Annotated in this window: 16 protein-coding genes; 2 read left to right on the top strand and 14 right to left on the bottom strand. The window is 72.0% G+C overall.

Annotation, left to right across the window (positions count from 1 at the left end; translation table 11 throughout):
- Positions 1–106: 106 nt before the first annotated feature.
- Both AS857_RS11890 and AS857_RS41885 read right to left on the bottom strand, forming a co-directional pair.
- Complete coding sequence (locus AS857_RS11890) at positions 107–655, bottom strand: RICIN domain-containing protein (protein WP_144440785.1); 549 nt, start codon at positions 653–655, stop codon at positions 107–109.
- A 362-nt stretch (positions 656–1,017) separates the two neighbouring features.
- On the bottom strand, positions 1,018–1,146 hold the full coding sequence (locus AS857_RS41885) for a hypothetical protein (protein WP_275477355.1): 129 nt from the start codon (positions 1,144–1,146) through the stop codon (positions 1,018–1,020).
- A 34-nt stretch (positions 1,147–1,180) separates the two neighbouring features.
- On the opposite strand from AS857_RS41885, the gene AS857_RS11895 reads away from it, so the two are divergent.
- The gene (locus AS857_RS11895) at positions 1,181–2,374 is read left to right on the top strand and encodes a saccharopine dehydrogenase family protein (RefSeq protein WP_058043079.1); all 1,194 of its coding nucleotides are present in this window, start codon (positions 1,181–1,183) and stop codon (positions 2,372–2,374) included.
- A gap of 132 nt (positions 2,375–2,506) precedes the next feature.
- Here AS857_RS11895 and AS857_RS42540 read toward each other — a convergent pair whose 3' ends face one another.
- The 9 genes from AS857_RS42540 to AS857_RS11930 form a co-directional block, all read right to left on the bottom strand.
- Entirely contained in the window at positions 2,507–2,584 is a 78-nt protein-coding gene (locus AS857_RS42540; protein ID WP_372504737.1) for a 50S ribosomal protein bL37, read from the bottom strand.
- A gap of 85 nt (positions 2,585–2,669) precedes the next feature.
- Positions 2,670–3,353, bottom strand: coding sequence for a DUF899 family protein (locus AS857_RS11900; protein WP_173864744.1), 684 nt, complete (start codon positions 3,351–3,353; stop codon positions 2,670–2,672).
- A gap of 202 nt (positions 3,354–3,555) precedes the next feature.
- Positions 3,556–3,732 carry a hypothetical protein gene (locus AS857_RS39535; RefSeq protein WP_420823930.1) on the bottom strand — a complete coding sequence of 59 codons (177 nt, stop codon included), beginning with the start codon at positions 3,730–3,732 and terminating at the stop codon, positions 3,556–3,558.
- An 89-nt stretch (positions 3,733–3,821) separates the two neighbouring features.
- Positions 3,822–4,478: a DUF5701 family protein gene (locus tag AS857_RS11905; protein ID WP_058043080.1), complete on the bottom strand. Its 657-nt coding sequence runs from the start codon at positions 4,476–4,478 to the stop codon at positions 3,822–3,824.
- Between the two features lie 412 nt (positions 4,479–4,890).
- Positions 4,891–5,790 (bottom strand): alpha/beta fold hydrolase, encoded by a 900-nt coding sequence (locus tag AS857_RS11910; RefSeq protein WP_058043081.1) that lies wholly within the window; start codon positions 5,788–5,790, stop codon positions 4,891–4,893.
- A 179-nt stretch (positions 5,791–5,969) separates the two neighbouring features.
- A complete protein-coding gene (locus AS857_RS11915) occupies positions 5,970–6,953 on the bottom strand; it encodes an asparaginase (RefSeq protein WP_058043082.1) in 984 nt (327 codons plus the stop codon).
- 136 nt (positions 6,954–7,089) lie between these two features.
- Positions 7,090–7,500 carry a VOC family protein gene (locus tag AS857_RS11920; protein WP_058044088.1) on the bottom strand — a complete coding sequence of 137 codons (411 nt, stop codon included), beginning with the start codon at positions 7,498–7,500 and terminating at the stop codon, positions 7,090–7,092.
- 87 nt (positions 7,501–7,587) lie between these two features.
- Positions 7,588–7,947, bottom strand: coding sequence for a helix-turn-helix domain-containing protein (locus AS857_RS11925; RefSeq protein ID WP_058044089.1), 360 nt, complete (start codon positions 7,945–7,947; stop codon positions 7,588–7,590).
- Between the two features lie 111 nt (positions 7,948–8,058).
- Positions 8,059–8,928: an SDR family oxidoreductase gene (locus AS857_RS11930; RefSeq protein WP_058043083.1), complete on the bottom strand. Its 870-nt coding sequence runs from the start codon at positions 8,926–8,928 to the stop codon at positions 8,059–8,061.
- Between the two features lie 308 nt (positions 8,929–9,236).
- On the opposite strand from AS857_RS11930, the gene AS857_RS11935 reads away from it, so the two are divergent.
- A complete protein-coding gene (locus tag AS857_RS11935) occupies positions 9,237–11,120 on the top strand; it encodes a ricin-type beta-trefoil lectin domain protein (protein WP_079110259.1) in 1,884 nt (627 codons plus the stop codon).
- Positions 11,121–11,169: 49 nt separating this feature from the next.
- On the opposite strand, the gene AS857_RS11940 is transcribed toward AS857_RS11935, so the two are convergent.
- The 3 genes from AS857_RS11940 to AS857_RS11950 all read right to left on the bottom strand — a co-directional run bounded on the left by AS857_RS11940 (position 11,170) and on the right by AS857_RS11950 (position 17,286).
- Positions 11,170–11,565 carry a hypothetical protein gene (locus tag AS857_RS11940; protein ID WP_058043085.1) on the bottom strand — a complete coding sequence of 132 codons (396 nt, stop codon included), beginning with the start codon at positions 11,563–11,565 and terminating at the stop codon, positions 11,170–11,172.
- Positions 11,562–15,170, bottom strand: coding sequence for a tetratricopeptide repeat protein (locus AS857_RS41890; protein WP_144440786.1), 3,609 nt, complete (start codon positions 15,168–15,170; stop codon positions 11,562–11,564). Before AS857_RS41890 ends, AS857_RS11940 begins: the two co-directional genes overlap by 4 nt.
- Positions 15,171–15,402: 232 nt before the next feature.
- Positions 15,403–17,286 (bottom strand): B12-binding domain-containing radical SAM protein, encoded by a 1,884-nt coding sequence (locus AS857_RS11950; RefSeq protein ID WP_058043087.1) that lies wholly within the window; start codon positions 17,284–17,286, stop codon positions 15,403–15,405.
- Positions 17,287–17,449 lie beyond the last annotated feature (163 nt).

A 17,449-nucleotide genomic window follows, 5' to 3' on the forward strand; every position in this document is an offset into this window, starting at 1 on the left:
CGGCCGGGCCTCCGGGCCCGGCCCGCCCCGCACAGTAGGTGGCCCCACTGACAGGAGGATGTGTGCCAATGGGGCCTCCGGTGGCGCTGGCGGCCGGGGTTGAAATCTAGGACGCTATCGTCCACTTCAGCGGCGCCGGTGCCGACGCAGGGCTTCCCGTGTACTTCGTGGTGTACGCGGGCGCCTTGCCGTAGTCGTCGCCTCCGGTGCCCAGGTACCAGCCGTTTCCTTCGTTCTTGACGAGCTTGGTGCTTGCGTCGTAGGACCACTTCAGCTGTGGGGGAGCGGCTGCCGGGTCTCCGGTGTATTTCGTGGTGTACGCGGGGGCTTTGTCGGACGAGGAGTCGCCGCCGCTGCCGAGGTACCAGCCCTTCGCCTCGTTCTTGATGAGTTTGGTGGCGGGGTCGTAGGACCACTTCAGGTTGCCGGGCGCCGACGCGGGCTCGCCGGTGTATTTGGCGGTGTACGTGGGGGCCTTGGCCGAGGAGGTCTCACTGCCGCCGTCGAGGTACCACCCTGCCCCCTCGTTCTTGATGGGCGCCGGGGAGGAGGCGGCGGTGTGGCCCACGCCGGGGGCCAGGGCCACCATGGTTGCGGCGGCTACGAGGATCGCGGACCGCCGGGCGAGCGGGTGCACGAGCGGGTGCACTGGCATGGTTGTCCTGCCGTTTCTGCGCGTGGTTCCGAGAAGGCGAACGGTTCGCCTCAGAACCGCACTGTCCGCAATGAGCATGAGCCAGCGCCCGTTTGCGCACCCACCGGAACCGTTCCCCACCACCGGTTCGTGCATGGGCATACGGCTCGGGCGAGTGCGCAGCCGCGGCGCCGCGCGTTCGGGGGCGCCCGGCGTACGCGCGAGGCGGTGCCTGCCCCGCGCGGCGCGTATCAGGTCCGCCCGCGCGTGAGCGCCGGCACGGCCGCGGCAGTCCCGCCTGCGTGGCGGAGTTTCGACACATGGCCGGGGGACACGCGGACCTACGGCGGCTATGTGCCCGTAGCGGCCGGACGGACGGAGAATCACCCGAGGGCGGACGGACACGGAAGGTGTTCCGGCCGTCCGGTGACCTCGATACCGATCTCGATCTCGACCTCGATACCGATCTCGATACCGACCTTGACTTCGACCTCAGCAGCCGGAGGCTCCATGAACCGCTCTGTGAATAACCCTCAGAGCACCACGATGAACCGGCAGACCGGCCCGGAACGCCCGTACGACGTCGTGCTCTTCGGGGCGACGGGGTACGTCGGGGAGCTCACCGCCGAGTACCTGCTGGAGCACGCACCGGAAGGGTGCCGGTGGGCGCTCGCCGGGCGCAGCCGCGCCAAGCTGGAGAAGCTGCGGGACCGGCTGGCGGCGCTCGACTCCGTACGTGCGGCAGATGTGGCTCTGGTGACCGCGGATGCAAGCGACAAGGCCGCGATGCGCGCGCTGGCCGAGTCCGCGCACGTCGTCGCCTCGACCGTCGGCCCGTACATCTGGTACGGCCAGGAACTGGTGGCCGCGTGCGCGGAAGCGGGCACCGACTACACGGACCTCACCGGAGAGCCGGAGTTCGTGGACCTGACGTACGTACGGCACGACGCGCAGGCCCGCAAGTCGGGCGCGCGCATCGTCCACGCGTGCGGCTTCGACTCGGTGCCGCACGACCTCCTCGCGTACTTCACCGTGCAGCAGCTGCCGGAAGGGGTGCCGCTGACGGTCGACGGGTTCGTGCGCGCGTCGGGGATCATCTCCGGCGGCACACTGGCCTCGTCCCTGGCGATCGCCTCGCGACAGCGCCAGGCGAAGGCGGCGGCGGAGGAGCGGAGCCGGTACGAGCCGCAGCCGGCCGGGCGCCGGGTGCGGGCGCCGCTGGGGGCACCGCGGTTCAGCAAGGAGACGGGCATGTGGGCGCTGCCGCTGCCCACGCTCGACCCCCAGGTCGTACGCCGCTCGGCGGCCGCACTGGAGCGTTACGGGCCCGATTTCCGCTACCGCCACTACGCGTCGGTGAAGAGACTGCCCGTCGCCCTGGCCGGGCCGGTCGGTCTGGGGGTGGTGTGGGCGGCTGCGCAGGTGTCCCCCGTGCGGACGTGGCTGATGAGCCGCTACGAGCCGGGGAGGGGGCCCAGCGCGGAGCAGCGGGCGCGCGCCCGGTTCCGGGTGCGGGCCGTCGGCGAAGGGGGTGGCCGGCGCGTGTTCACCGAGGTCACGGGCGGTGACCCGGGCTACGGGGAGACGGCGAAGATACTGGCCGAAGCGTCTCTGTGCCTCGCCCTGGACGACCTGCCGACGACCGCCGGGCAGGTCACGACGGCTACGGCCATGGGCGATGCGCTGATCGGGCGGCTGCGGGACGCCGGCATGCCCTTCCGGGTCTGTCACGCCGACTGACGAGGACGAGGCGCGCTCTTTCCACCGGCCCACCCCGCCGGCGGCCGTCAGGCGGCGGGCGGGGCAACGGGCGCGGTCAAGGTCAAGGCCAAGGCCAAGGCCAAGGCCAAGGCCAAGGCCAAGGTCAAGAGGTCAGCACTGGGGCCGCTTGCCGTGGTTGGCCGCCTTGCTACGGCGGGCCCTCTTCTTACGACGCCGCTTCGAGGACATGCGGTCTCCTCTCCCGTAGATCTTCGACCAATTTATACCGTTCTGGTGTGATGTGCTTGGTGAGCGCAGTTGCCGGTGCCGGACCTCAGTAATCGAGGCCGGCGAACCAGTCGCCGCGGCCCTGCGGAGTCAGGTCGAGCAGGTGCCACACAGGGGCCAGGAGGTCGATGCCGCGCTGGTCGATGTCGTCGGCCATGCGGGGGTGGGCGGAGTAGAAATGGCGGATCGTGCCGTCACCGTCGCGCGTGAAGACGGAGACGGTGGAGTCCTGTACGCCATCCTTGTCCTCGCTGCCCAGGTCGTACTTGAACGTGCTGTCGCCGCAGCTCAGGAGCCGTAGCCCGTGCCAGCCGCGGTTGCGGGCGTGCTGCCGCAGGGCAGGCGGGTCGGCGGCCGCGGCGATGACGAAGTCGGCGTTGCGGGCGATGTGGCGGGCGATGCCGTTGAAGCCGTCGATCCACAGGGTGCACATCGAGCAGGGTTCGGTCTGCAGCTTGCCGTACATCAAGTGGTAGACGATCAACGGGCGGTCCGGGGCGGTGAACAGCCCGCTCAGGGTGACCTCGCCGACCGGTGTGTCACCGGCGTCCAGATCCGCGGGGCCTTCGACGAAGACGTAGTCGTCGACGGGCGGCCCTTGCGGGAGCGCCCGTCGCTGAGCCGCGACCTTCTCCCGATGGCGCATGAGCTCGATCTCGGCCAGGCGCAGCTCTTCGCGGGCGGCGAGGTAGTCCGCTGATTCCCCGGCCAGTCTGGTGTGCCGCAACATCGCGTCCTCCTAGGGTGGCACCCCCCTGGGTCGTCGGCCCGGACCCCGGGCGCCCAACCCCCGCGTCCCCGAACCAGCGCTTCAAGTCTATGGCGGCTCCAAGGCTCGCCGACACTTGAGCAGGGCGTTCGGCTGGTGTGCTGACCTGCGACCCACCGGCCGGCCCTGAGAGCTCCGAGCTCAGCGCCTCGACGTCACGACGTCACGACTGGTCAGGCCGGCCGAGGCGTTCCGTAGGGCCGGCGAAGGACAGGAACGTGGTCCGGGTAGCGAGCAGCCAGGTGCCGTCCACCTTGCGGAACGTGTCTTCGTAGCGTCCCACTTGAGCCGGGGGCCGGGGCGGGACCATGCCCTCGGAGTAGCCGTCGACCCGGTACATGGCGCCCGGATCCCCGAGGTCGAGCCGGTGGACGAACCCTGGGTGACGCGCCCTTGGCGACGCGAAACGAAGCCGTCCTCCTGTGGAACCTAGTGCCTTCGGCCCGCGGCGGAGGCGAAGCCGAGCCAGGTGTGGCGGTTGCCCCACCAGCACCAGCCGACCTTCGGGGCGTTGCGCCGCTCGCGGCCGTCCCGCCCGGTGCCGTTGCTGATCCAGATCGCCGGCGTACGGGCGTCCAGGGAACCGTTCGCCTTGCGCAGCCGGGAACCGATGGTCATGAAGCAGCGGTTGCGCTCCAGGACCGCCGGCTGCTGGAGCACCCAGTGGATTCCCTCGGTGAGCAACAGCGGGGTGCGGCCCTGCTCGGCGAGGGCAGGCAGCGCCTCCTCCGGGCTCCAGTTGGACATGTGGTCGCCACGGTCGACGTCGGTGACGAGGTAAAGAGGGGCGTCGGGCAGCTCCACGGTGCAGGGGCCGAAGTGGTCGACGTCGGGCATGTCGGTGACGACGAAGCCGGGCTTGCCGTCGTGTCGGAGCAGCGGTGCGAGGGCGGAGGCGGGGGCGCGGTCCGGGTGGACGGCGAGCAGGGCGCCGTCGGCTCCGCTCCCGGCGTCCGCGGCGAAGGCGCGCAGCTCGTCGGCGGGTATCCCCGCGAGCTCGTGCACCCCGAGCTCGATCAGGTGTTCCGCCTGGGCGGCGAGCGACGGGAGAGGGGTCACGGTGGCGGAGGACGAGATCTCGGGCAAGGCACTCCTCGGTTCGGGCCTACTGCAGGAGCAGTAGGCCCGAGCTCAAACGAGGAGGCCTGCCGGAATGTTCCCGGCGCGGCGGTCCCGCGACGGGCGAAGCGCCCGGGACGGACTCCAGGAGCCCCTCGGTCCCTGGCACCGGCCCCGCCACCGGAGCCTCCGCCGTCCAGTTCCTCCCCGAAATCCAGCCCCGGGCGGGCCGCGTCGACGTCTTCCAGAGCACCGCTCCCTGGGTGCTCCCCAAACCGGACCACGCCCTCCCGCCGGCCGTCCACCGATTCCTGACCCAGGGCCGGTCCGGTCACCAGGTCACCCACGCCTCGTGGAGCCCGGGAGCCCGTAGGCGGCGGTGGCGTCCGCTTCGGCCGCTTCGGCCGACGGGGCGGCACCGGACGCGGGCTCCGGTCCGTCAGTGTTCCGGGGAAGGGTCGGCAGCGGCGTCGACGTCGAGCAGGCGCTCCGTTTCGGTGACGACGATCGCGGGTTCGGCCGTGGGGACCATGTGGTCGGCCTGCTGTGCGAGGACGTGGCGGCCGCGTGGCGACTGCCGTGCCCGGTACGTATGGGAGGCGTTCACGGACTTGCGGGCCTGTGCGCTCATGCCGGGGGTGGGCCGGGTCGCGGAGATGACCGTGACGGGGATGTCGCCGAGTTTCGGCGGCTGGTCGAGCAGGGCGCGCAGGTCGGCCTCGACGGAGGCCTGTTCGGCGCCCATCGTGCGCACGGCCGCGACGGTGAAGGCCTCCGCGCGCATGTCGGCGGCGGCGTCGGGCGGCAGGGCGCTGGTGACCTTGCGGAAGAGGAAGCCGAACACCCCGAGGCGGGCGAGCAGCATGGATATGCGGTAGCGGTTCTTCTCCAACTTGCGGATGGAGGGCTCGAAGAGCAGCTCGCAGGCCTCGTCCGTGGGGTCGACCAGCACGAGACCTGCGATCCGCTCGGGCCGGGCTGCCGCGGCGACGCGCACGATCAGGCCGCCCCAGCTGTGTCCCACCAGGATGAAGGGCCCCGGCCCGAGGTGGTCGAGCAGGTCGCTCAAGTCGTCGGCCAGCCGGGTGAGGTTGCGCCGGCCCGACGGGTCGGGGGCGCTGCGGCCGAGGCCGCTGCGGTCGTAGACCACCGTCCGGGCGGAGCCCGCCACGGCCTGCTGGACGGGCGCCCAGTACGAGCGGGTCGCGGCCAGGCCTCCCTCGAACACCACGGTCGCGCCCCCGCCTCCTGCCGGCCCCGGCTGTTCCATGAAGAACAGCTCGCGGCCGTCACGGGTCCGTGCGGTGCCGGGTGTGCCCTGACTGTGCTGTCGCTGCATGGTGACCGTCCTCAGAAGCGGATCCGGCAAGCCGTTCGACCGAAGGTGGAGTTAGGTTAGCCTAAGTCTCCGGCGGGGTGGTCGGAAGTCGCCTGACCCCGAGCCGAGTAGCCGCTGCCCCTGTAACGTCAACGCGCCCGCTATGTCAGCGTGTCCGCCATGTCAGCGTGTCCGCAACGTCAGTGGCCGTGCTCGGCGAATGCCGCGGCCACCTCGTCGCGCCCAGCCCCCGCCGTGAGCAGCAGCCGCAGCAGCACCCTGGCCTTGTACGGGTCGAGCAGCCCGCCGTTGATCAGCCCGCGCCGCTGCAGGTCGGTCTCCCAGCCGGGCGCGGTGTAGGTGTGCCGCAACACCGGGCCGCTGCCCGTACGGGAGGTCAGGACGACCGGGATGCGGTCGGCGAGTGCACCCAGCACGGGCGCGAGGGAGGCGGGCACGTGCCCGACGCCGAAGCCCGCGACCACCAGGCCGCCGTACGTATCGGCCAGCCCTTCGAGTTGAGTCCCGTCGTCGTCGAGCGTGACGCAGTGCAGGGCCACGCGGGCGGCATCGAGCCGTGCTCTGTCGAACCCGGCCTGCAGGATGGCGGTACGGCGCGGCGGCGCGGCCAGGATCCGCACCTCGCCCTCGATGACGTGACCCGTCGGCCCGGCGTTCGGTGACGCGAACGTCGCCGTGCTCGTGCTGTGGGACTTGCGGACCCATCGCGCCGCGTGCACCTCGTCGTTGAAGGCGACCAGCGCGCCCAGCCCGCGCGCCGCGGGCGAGGCGGCGACGCGCGCGGCCGCGAGCACGTTGGCCGGCCCGTCGGCGCCGGCCATGCCCGGCTGCCGCATCGCGCCGGTCAGCACGAACGGCGCTTCGTGCCGCCAGACCAGATCGACGAGGAACGCGGTCTCCTCCAGCGTGTCGGTGCCTTGCGTGACGACGACACCGACCGCCCCTTCCGCCACGGCCCGCGAGGCGGCCTCGACGACGTCGAGCACCTGCGCAAAGGTCAGGCTCCCGCTCGGCACGGCATGAATGTCCTGCGCGTCCAGCGCCGCCCCGAGCCCGTCGAGCCCGGGCACGGCCGCGGTGATCTCGGCCCCGGTCAGTCGCTCACCCTTGGCGCGCCCGGACACCGAGATCGTGCCCCCGAGCGCGAACAGCGCGATGTTCACGTTCCCCCCTCGTCACGGCCAACAGGCGCCAGACTACGTGCCCCTGTATCGGTGACAGGCGGCCGGGACCGGTGACCGGCGGCCGCGCCCCGGTCCTCGACTCCGCCGAGGACCGGCAAGCGAGCGGGGGTCTCCCTCAGCCCCTCGGCTGGGTGAACCGGATGCGGTTGCCGAACGGGTCGCGCAGGCCGCAGTCGGTTCCGTACGGGCGGTCCGTGGGTTCCTCGGTGAACTCGACACCCCTGGCCAGCAGCGTCTCGTACGTCTTGCGGCAGTCGTCCGTGGTGAAGATGAGCCAGCCGCCCATCGCACCCTTGGTCACCAGCTCGCGGACCTGCTGTGCCGTCTCCTCCGACATCGCCGGGGCACCCGGCTTCTCCAGCAGGATCTGGCGCTCCGGGTGGCCGGGGATGCGGACGGTCAGCCAGCGCATGAAGCCCATGTCGACGTCGGCGGCGACCTCCAGGCCGAGCTTGCCTACATAGAAGTCGAGGGCCTCGTCCTGGTCGAGAACGTATATCTGCGATTGCGTGATGGCGTTGAACATGTGCATCACGCTACTGGGCGGTCCGGACGGAAACTTATCCAAAACTGCTCAGTCGATGCCGCTCAGCCGTCGCGGCCGGCCGGACCGTCAAGCGCTCGGCCGCGTCCACGCCATCGTGAAGCACGTCGGTACGCCTGCGGACACCGATTCCTTGCGGTACGTCCTCGGTGACCGGCCGACGATGTCGCGGAAGGTACGGCTGAACGTCCCCGGGCTGCCGAAGCCGACCTCGAAGCAGATGTCCGTCACGCTGCGGTCGGTCTCGCGCAGCAGGAACATCGCCCGCTCCACGCGCCGTCGCTGCAGGTAGCGGTGCGGCGTCTCGCCGAACGTGGCCCGGAACGTGCGCGTGAAGTGGGCCTCCGACACATGGGCGATCCGGGCCAGGGCCGGGACGTCCAGCGGCTGCGCGTAGGCCCGGTCCATGGCGTCCCGGGCCCTGAGCATGCGGCGGTTGGAGTCTTCGGTGGCGGTGGCGGTGGCGGTGGCAGCAGCGGCAGCAGTGGCAGTGGCGGTGCGGTTCACGGCGCCATCACATCACGGCCGCCTCAGGCCCGGTCACCCTTGAGGCCGCGCCTTCGGGGCCGGGCGCGGGCCCGCCATGGACTCGGCCTGCTGGACGAATTGCGGGAGCCACTCCTCGTAGGAGACGCCACGCGTGAACTCCAGTGCCATCTCCGCCTCCTTGCCGATCACCGTGTGGAGCGGGGTGGCGGGGTTCTCCACGGCGGCGACGATCGCCTCGGCGGCCTCGCGGCTGTCCCCGGCGCCCTCACCCATGCGGGAGAGGAAGCGCGCCAGCCAGGCCTCGTCCGCCGCGTACGGGTCGTCCTCGGAGGACACCCGCTTCGCGGCGTTCTCGTGGATCTGCGAGGCGAAGGCGCCCGGTTCGACGCACACCACGCGGATGCCGAACGGCTGCACCTCCGCCGACAGCGCCTCGCTCGCGGCCCCGAGTGCCACCTTGCTGGAGGTGTAGAACCCGCCGTACGGCACCGCCCAGATCCGGGCCGCCAGGGAACTGACGTTGACGATCACACCGTTGCCACGGGCCCGCATGGCGGGAAGGACGGCGCGGATGGTGCGCAGCGCGCCCCAGTAGTTGGTCTCCATCACCGCGCGCGCCTGCTCGAAGGACGCGGCCTCGACGGCGCTGGTGTAGTCGACGCCGGCGTTGTTCACGAGGACGTCGATAGCGCCGTGCCGTTCTTCGACCGTTCTCACGGCGGCGGTCACGGACGCGTCGTCGGTGACGTCGAGCGTCAGCACCTCGATGTCCAGCCCCTCGGCACGCGCGCGCTCGCGGAGCCCGTCCGCCTTGGCCGGATTCCGCATCGAGGCGTGGACGCGGTCCCCCTTGCGCGCGAAGGCCAGCGCCGTCTCCAGGCCGATGCCGCTGCTGCAACCGGTGATGAGGACTGCCGCCACGGCCGATCGCCTGCCTTCCGTTGATGACGCATCGATGACGCCGAGGTTCCGGATCCGTCGGCAGACTACGCGCCGCCCGGGGAAGGGCTGCAGCCCCTACACCCCCCTACCCCGGGAGCCGCAGGCCAGGGCGAGGGCGTGACCGAAGACACGTTCCTTCTTCAACGGGTCGCCTGGAAACGCCGCCCCGGATTCCGATAGACCGGCTTCCGGAATCTCCAACTGTCCTCGTGCCGAGGTGAGTTGGATCGCTCGAAGCTCGGCGCGCGGTAGCGCGCCACTCGACCGTACGGGAGAGTCATAGAGACATGAGGCGATTGATCCGCTCCTTGGCGAAGCAGCGCGCGAAGCCGCCGGCGCACCCCGCGAGAATGCCGCGCCCCGCGAGAAAGCCGCGCCGCCGGCCGTTCGCCGGCCTCACCGCCCTGGTGACGGTCGTCGCGTCGGCAGCGATCGCGGTCCTGCCGACAGCACCCGCGCAGGCCTCGCCGCTCCGCAGCACCCCGCTCATCACGTACAACATGCTCGGTGCCACCAGTGGCCAGGACAGCAAGTGGACGACCACGATCGGCAATTACATCCAGGCCGCCGAGATCGTGACCCTGCAGGAGGCAGGTCCGACGCCGCCCGGCAGGTTCCAGAGCACCACCCCCGTTGCGGGACTGCCGCAGGTCGGCCGGGCGGGATACATCCAGCACCACCGCTGGACGTACAGGTCCGCGGACTACGAGGTCTACTTCCTGCAGACCGACCGCATGGGCGGGCGCTACGAGGGCGGCCGCAACAACGTCGCCGTCGTCACGCAGCGCACACCGGAGGAGGTGACCGCCGTGCCCAGCCCGATCGCCGACGGGCGGGCCGCCCTCGGGGTGCGGTTCGGCGACGACTGGTACTTCACCTTCCATGCCCGGCCCACCAGCAGGAACAACCCGACCAACGAGTCGGACGTGATGCTCGCCCGCATCGCGGCCTTCGTGAACCAGACGCCCGGCCGGTCGTGGACCGTCGGGGCCGACTTCAACAACGAGCCGGGCAACTTCGCCCTGCCGCCCGGCGCCCACGCCTACGCCACCGGTCTGCCCACCCACGAGGGCCGCCGCGAGCTGGACTACGTGGTGGCGTCCGTCAATATCCCGGACCACCCGAGACGGCGGCTCAACGGCGCCTCTGCGGACCACTGGGCCGTCGCCGTCGCCGTCGGCGGCATGCGCGCGGGCGGCGAGCCGCAGCCCCTGTTCACCAGCCCCCGCCACATCGAGAACATGGAGAGCGGCGGGACGCTGGAGGCCCTGGGCGGGGGCGCGCTCAACGGCATGCCCGCCCTCACCAACCAGCGCAACGGAGGGTTCGCCCAGCGCTGGGACCTCGAATTCAACGGGACCGAAGCCGTCCGCATCCGGCTCCCCAAGGGCAGGTGCCTCAGCAGCCTGCAGGACCGCCGGGACCACGGCAAGCCCCTTATGTTCGACTGCGGAACGAGCAGCATCCAACGCTGGCGGCTGCTGTCGTTCGGCAACGAGCAGTACCAGATCCGCAACATCGCGCTCGGGCTCTGCCTGGACGCGGGCACGGCGACCGGCCCGCGTGACCTCTACGGCCTCGAGCTGAACCCCTGCAAGGCGAAGGACAGCCAGCACTGGTTCCTCGGTCCCCCCGCCGACTCCGACCCCAGGGCCAACTTCTTCGCAGGCGACCTGTCCATCGCCCACCCCGGCCCCTTCGGGCTGGAGAACGTCCGCACCGGCCGGATGCTGGCCGGCGAACCCCGCGGGCTCAGCGGCACCCGCGTACGCGCCCACCCGCACCGCACCGAGCCCACGCCCAACGAGGAGAAGTGGATCCCCGAATGGGTCGGCGCCGAGCGGCTGCGCATGCGCGACGCGGCGACCGGCCTCTGCATCGAGACGGACGCGAACGTCCCGAACAGCGGGATCCTCGGCCTCGACCTGCGGGCCTGCAACGGCTCCCGCGCCCAGACCTGGCACGTGGAGCCGGCCGCCGAGAACACCTTCCGGCTCCGCAGCGAACAGCGCGTCCTCGGCACCGAGCCTTGCCTGGACCTGGACCAGCTGGCCGCCAACACCGGCTCGGACATCGTCAACGTCAATCAGTGCGAACGCGGCCGCGCCTCCCAGCGCTGGTTCTTCGCCCCCTTCGACGCCTCCGCCGGACCCGACGAGACGGGGGAGTGACGCGCGGGGCCCCTCACCGATGCCCGGCGGCCGGCGAGGCCGCCGGGCATCAGCCTTGTTCCCCGTCCTCCGCGTCCCTGGTGACTTCCTCCACCACGATGTCGATGATCCTGTCCCGCTCCTCCGGACCGGTCCCGCCGTCCGCCGGCAGTTCGATCCGTACGCGGCGGGCGATCACCGACCGGGACGGCGACGGCGTCCTCGTACGCAGGTCCTGGTAGACGCTCCAGGACAGGGAGGCCACGCTGACGATCAGCGAGCCGAGCGCGACCGGATCGACGTCGAGGTACTGCTCCGCGCGGGCATCTGCACCGGCGCCCCGCGCGTGCAGCGCCGCCTCGACCTGGGCCTCCAGTTGCGTGCCGTGCGTGGCCGCCATCCGCCGTGCCGCCGCCCGCGCACCCCGGTCGGCGGGGTTGTCCGTCGCTGCCGTCTGCTCGCTCATCGTCTCTCCTCGGAGCCGTGTGTCTCGACCCACCGACGTACGTCAGCGGGCAGTGGGGTGCCGGTGACACGCACCCAGCACTGTTCCAGCGCCGCCATGCCCAGCCGTCCGGTCAGGCGCGCCAGGTCGCGGGGGCGCGAGCCTGCCGACGGGTGCGGGAAGCGGTCGAAGAGGGTCGCGGACCGGACCGCCCACTCCAGGGCCTCGCCGGTCCTGCCGCGGGACGCGGCCAGCCCGCTCATCTCGTGGTAGGTGAGCGAGATGGAGCGCTTGTCGCCCAGCGCCTCCTCGATGGTGAGACACCGCAGGTACCACTGCTCGGCCTCGTCCAGCCGTCCCTTCGCGTGCGCCACCCGGCCGAGGTCGCTGCAGGTGCCGGCCATGGCGGACCGGTCGCCCAGCTGCTCCTCGATGGCGAGGGCCTCGCGGTACCACTGCCCGGCTTCGTCCAGCAGGGCTCCGCCCATCGCCAGCAGGCCGAGCTTGTGACACAGGTGGGCCTTGCGGCGCGGGTGTTCCGCCGCCGCGCTCTCCTTGGCGGCGCGGAGCCGGTGGTACCACTGCTCGGCCTCGTTCCCCCGGCCCCGCAGCACCGCGACGACGCCGAGGTCGCTGAACAGGTCCGTCATGGCGCGACGGTCACCTGCTTCCTCCGTGACGGCGAGGGCCCGGCGCAACCACCGCTCGGCCTCCTCCCACTGTTTCCGCTCCTGCGCCGCGAGGCCGAGTTTGCGGTACGCCTCGGCCTCGCCGGACCGGTCGCCCGAGCCCTTCCTGAGCGCGAGGGCCCGGCCGAACCACTGCTCGGCCTCGTCCAGCCGGTCCCGTACCTGAGCCAGCTTGCCCAGCTCGTCGTAGGCGGTCGCGAGCTGTTCCCGGGGCGGCTCGCGATGTGCCTTGAGCATCGTGAGGATCTCGGTGTGGACGGCCTCGGCGGCGTCGAACCGGGCCTGGATCTGCAGCATCCCCGCCTGCAGCCGTGCGACCAGCAGCCACAGCTCCCCGCCGGGGTGGCCGAGCAAGGGCGGGGTGCCGTCCGGCCCTTCGAGGGCCAGCCTGGCGCGGTCGCTCCACGCGAGGATCTCCTCGCTCAGCCCGCTGCGCTGCCAGTAGAGGTACAGGGGCTGGATGAGGTACTTGGCGTTGATCCACAACTGGCCGGCCAGGGAGTGCCCCAGCAGGTGCCCCAGCGTGCGCAGGTGCAGTCCGAGGGTGCGGTAGGCCCCCGAGGCGCCGTCGGCGTGCAGCTCCCGGCGCAGCCACTCCGCGAAGCCGGTGAACGCGAACAGCATCGCCTCCTCGGCGTCGGCGCGCTGCGCCGCGTAGGCCGCGGGGTCGTCGGCGCGCCACCGTTCGGTGAGGTAGGCGGGCAGCGCGGGGTGGGTGCGGTACATGCCCCGGCCCAGCCCGGTGAGCAGCCCGACCTGGGCCGCCCGGTCCAGCACCCTGTCCCACGCGCGGCTGTCGACGCCGCGGAAGCGCTGCGGAGTCCGCTCGTGGCGGGAGAACTCGGCCAGCACCCTGGCGTCGGCGACACCCTGGAACAGGCATACGGCCGCCAGCAGCCGGCGCTCCACGGCGTCGAGGTGGGCGAGGGAGTAGCTGATACTGGCCGGCAGGGACGTGGTGCGGTCACCGCCGGGCGGCGCGGGCAGGGTGGTGCCGCCGTGCAGGCCGGACAGGAGCGCGGCCGGGTCGGTGGTGTCCAGGTGGGGCAGGATCAGCCGCATGCTCAAGGGGTGGCCGTCGAGCCACTCCAGCAGTTCGGCGAAGGAACGGTCCGCGCGGCGCGGGGCTGCGGCGGGGAACGGCTGCAGCACGTGGTCGGCGTACTCGACGGCTTCGTCGTGGGAGAGGCCGCCGACGGTGACGCGGCGCAGGTCCCCCAGCCAGTGCTCGGGCGTGCGGCTGGTCACCAGGACGACGCTGCGGCCGCCGGCGGCGACCTCGGTGAGGAAGTCCTTGAGCTCGCCGCGCGCGGCGTCGTCCAGCGGGGGAGCGGCGCCGGCGGGGTCCGGCATGGACGCGACCGACTCGAAGTTGTCCCAGACCACCAGCAGCCGGTGCTCGCGCAGCAGGTCGCGTACGAGCTCGCGGCGGGTGTCCGCGTTCTGCCGGGCGAAGTCCGCGCCGTACGCGCGCAGGCCGGTCGCCGAGACCACGCCGTCCAGGCCGAACGAGGCGACGCCGGGCTCGAAGGAGTGCCAGATCACCCACTCGGGCCGGCCGACGCCGCCGGTGTCGCGCCACCAGCGGCCGAACGCCTTGGCCAGCTCGGTCTTCCCGGTTCCGCCGGGGCCGTGCAGGACGACCACGCGCCGGTTGCGGGCCGCGGCCTCCAGGGTGTGGAACAGCGCGTCGCGGCCGACGAACTCGCCTTCGGGGGCCAGCGGATCGTCCCGCTCGCCCTGGCCCCGCTCGCGCAGCCGGTCCAGGGCGGCCTCCAGGGACAGCTCCGGCCGGGCGGACGCGGGCGCGGACTGCAGCTCGGGGAAGCGGACCTCGCGGCGCAGGTAGTGCACCGGGACCGCCCAGTCCTCCAGCGGCAGCTCGCCCTTCGGGCTCGGCCGCCCCGGACGCCGTGCCATCTGCGCCCGTCCCGCGCGCACCGCCTCGCCGATGGTGTCGCCGGCGAACAGCCGCTCGTAGAAGGCCGTCATGAACTCGGCCGCCGCCACGGCGTACACGCTGTAGGACATGGCCACCACGGCCGAGGCGCCCCCGGCCAGCAGTCGGGTGGCCACGGCCGCCTCCAGCTGCTGGCCCACCGCCCCGGACTGGCAGGCGTTGAGCACCACGACCGGCACGCGGGGGTCCGCCAGGACGCGGGCGATGCGGTCGGCCCCGACGTGGTCCGCGCCGCCGCCGGGCTCCTCGAAGACGAGTACGCCCTCGTCCGTCAGCGCGCCGTGCCCGTCGAAGTGCACGATCTGGAACGGCGCTCCGGCGTCGCGAGCCGTCCGCAGCCGCTCGGCCAGGGCCTCCAGCGTCGGCGGCCGCAGCACCTCCACCTCGACGCGGCCGCGCACCGCCTCCAGGCGGCGCAGCAGCGGGCGGGCGATCATCCGGTAGCCGACGTCGCGGGCGCCGTCGGGCCGGGAGATCACCATCAGGACGCGCAGCTGCCGGCCGCCGACGTCGAAGGCGTTGCCGAGGTTCGCCGCGGGCAGGCCGCGGCTCAGCCCCACCCCGTCCAGCGCCAGCGGCGTGGGCAGGCGCGGGTCGCACAGCAGCTCCCACGGCAGCCCCAGCCAGGCCGGCGCGGCCGAGCGCAGCACGATCTCGGTGGAGCCGGGGTGAGCGGCCCGGGTGCGCACCTGGACGTAGGCGTCGCGGGCCGGCCCCGAGCCGAACAGGGCGGTGAACATGGTCCGGCCCCAGCTGGGTATCCGGCGGGCTATCCGGCTGCCCCGGTCCTCGTACACGCCGAAGGGCGCCCGCAGGTAGTCCTCCAGGTACCAGCGCAGGTCCTCCAGCTCGTCGGAGGTCAGCGGCCAGTTCAGCGTCACGGGCTCGCCCACGGGGCCCGGGAGGTCCCCGTCCAGCCACGCCGACACCGACGCGCGTCCCGACGCGTCGAGATCAACCAGCAACCGGTCCGCCACTGCGCATCAGAGCCCCTCTCGAACCCCTGCTCTCACACCCTGCCGTCGTGAACTTACCGATGACGGGGGCCGGATGCCGCCGCAGCGGCCGGATTGGGGGTGTGAGGTAGGAGACCGGCGCGAGGTGGGAGACCGATTGCCGCCGGCAGGCTCCCGGGCCGTCGCCGCTGCCTGCGCAGTGCCCGCAGGGGACGAACAGCGCCGCTGACCCGGCCCGCGTCCTGCCGCCCTGCTATGGAACCGAAGCACCCACCACCTCCTGGCCGGGCTCGCGCCGCGTCGCGTCCAGGCGGTCGAGGAACACCGCGGTGATGGACGCGAGCGGTTCGGCGTTCGTGCGCCGCACCTCGAAGGTGCAGCCCTCGGCGTCGCCCGCCGCGGCCGAGGTGCGCTGGGCCGCGGTGTGCGGTACGCCCGTGTACCCGGCCAGGGCGGCGGCGATCACGTCACCGGAGTACAGGCACAGTTCGGGCGCGTCGGCGGCGGCGCGCCCGTCCCCGACCACCCGCTGCGTCGCGCAGAAACAGCTCTCTGGGTCCGTACGCACCAGCGCGGTGCCCCCGGCCGTGATGCGGGCGTCGCGCACGAGGGCGGGCACGTCCATGCGACGTCCCGTCGCCAGCAGAGCCCGGCTGTGGGCGGCCAGGCGGTCCACAGCCTCTGCGAGCGGCGCCTCCCCGCCTCGCTCCCGGCGCAGGCTGCCTTCCTCGAAGTAGCGCGGCCACAGCGCCATGGCCTGGGTGACCGACCATGCCCAGTACATCTCCTCGGGCGACACCTCCCCGTTCCCGAAGGCGAAGTTGAACTGGTCGAAGAGGGCGGGCTCGGTGAGGCTGTCGATGAGTCCGGACGTCAGGCAGGTCCGGTAGTCCGCGGAACCGGGGATCGGGTAGAAGGGGTTGGTGTAGAACCGCACGCCGGCCAGTGCGCAGTTCACGGAGTCCTGGGCCATGTCGGCGAGGGTCTGGCCCGGCAGGCCGACGATGAGCGAGCCGTTGACGTCCAGGCCGTGCCGCCGGAAGAGTGACGCCCCGGCGGCCACCTTGGGGAGCGAGGTGAATCCCTTGCGCATGCGACGGAGCCGGGCGGCGTCGGTCGTCTCCAGGCCGAAGAAGAGGCTCTCGAATCCGGCGGCGACCATGTCCCCCACGAGTTCGTCGGAGAGTTTCAGCACGGTGATTCCATTGGGCAGCCGCAGTTTCACCTCCAGCTGCCGCTCCCTGATGATCCGGCATATCGAACGGACCCGGTCCATGTCGAAGGTGAAGTTGTCGTCCTCGATAAGGAATCGGTGCACTCCATATCGGTTGACATAATGCTCGATCTCGTCGACGACGTTTTCGGGGGACCGCGCCCGGAACTCCTTGCCCACGGTGGCGTGCACGGTGCAGAACGTACAGCTGAAGGGGCAGCCGCGGCTGGTGATGAGCGTGGTCGTCCCGTCGTAGCGGGAGAAGTCGAGCTGATCGGCGGCGGGTGGCGGAAGGGCGTCGAGATCGGCGGCGAACGGAGTCCGCGGACGGATGTGCGGAGCGCGGCCCGGCTCCGTGCACCCGCAGAACCCCTCGCCGCACCGGAAGGCGATCCCCGGCAGCCGGTCCAGGCGGCGGGCGCCCGTCAGCTCCGCGATGAGCGGGCCGACCGTCGCCTCGGCCTCGCCGAGCACCACGACGTCGATCTCCGGCACCTGCAGGGCGTGCGGGAAGCTCACCGTGCCGTGCTGGCCGCCCAGCAGGACGACCGCCTGCGGGTGGATGCGCTTGGCCAGCCGCGCCAGGTCGTAGGCGGCCTCGTAGAAGGGCGTGAACATGCAGGAGATGCCGATGACATCCGGCCGGCAGCTGCGCAGCGCCTCCTCCGTCCGCTCCCGGCGGGCGCCCCAGTGCAGGATGTGGCGCCAGCGCGGATGGTGCCGGAGCTTCTCCTGCTCCTTCGCGGTGAGTTCGTCCTCGGGAACGACGTGGTTGTCCTCGACGAAGGAGAGGGCGTCGAAGATCGTCGTCCGGTGTCCTGCCTCCCGCAGCGCGGCCGAGAGATAGGCGAGCCCGATCGGCACGTGCCGGCCGACCTCCACCATGCAGGCCCGTATCGGCGGCTTCATCAGCAGAATGCGCATGGCTCCTCCTCAGGGGATCGCACAGCACCCCTGAACGCATGCGCACGCTCCCGGCAGGGTGCCTGAAAGTCGCGGGTCGATCCGCCCCATTCTGTGCCATAATTCCGGCTCGGAACAGGCGGTTTTACGCCCCATGACACCGGCGGGGAAATTCGCTCAGGAA

Origin of the sequence: Streptomyces roseifaciens, assembly GCF_001445655.1 — a bacterium.
GTDB lineage: Bacteria > Actinomycetota > Actinomycetes > Streptomycetales > Streptomycetaceae > Streptomyces > Streptomyces aureoversilis.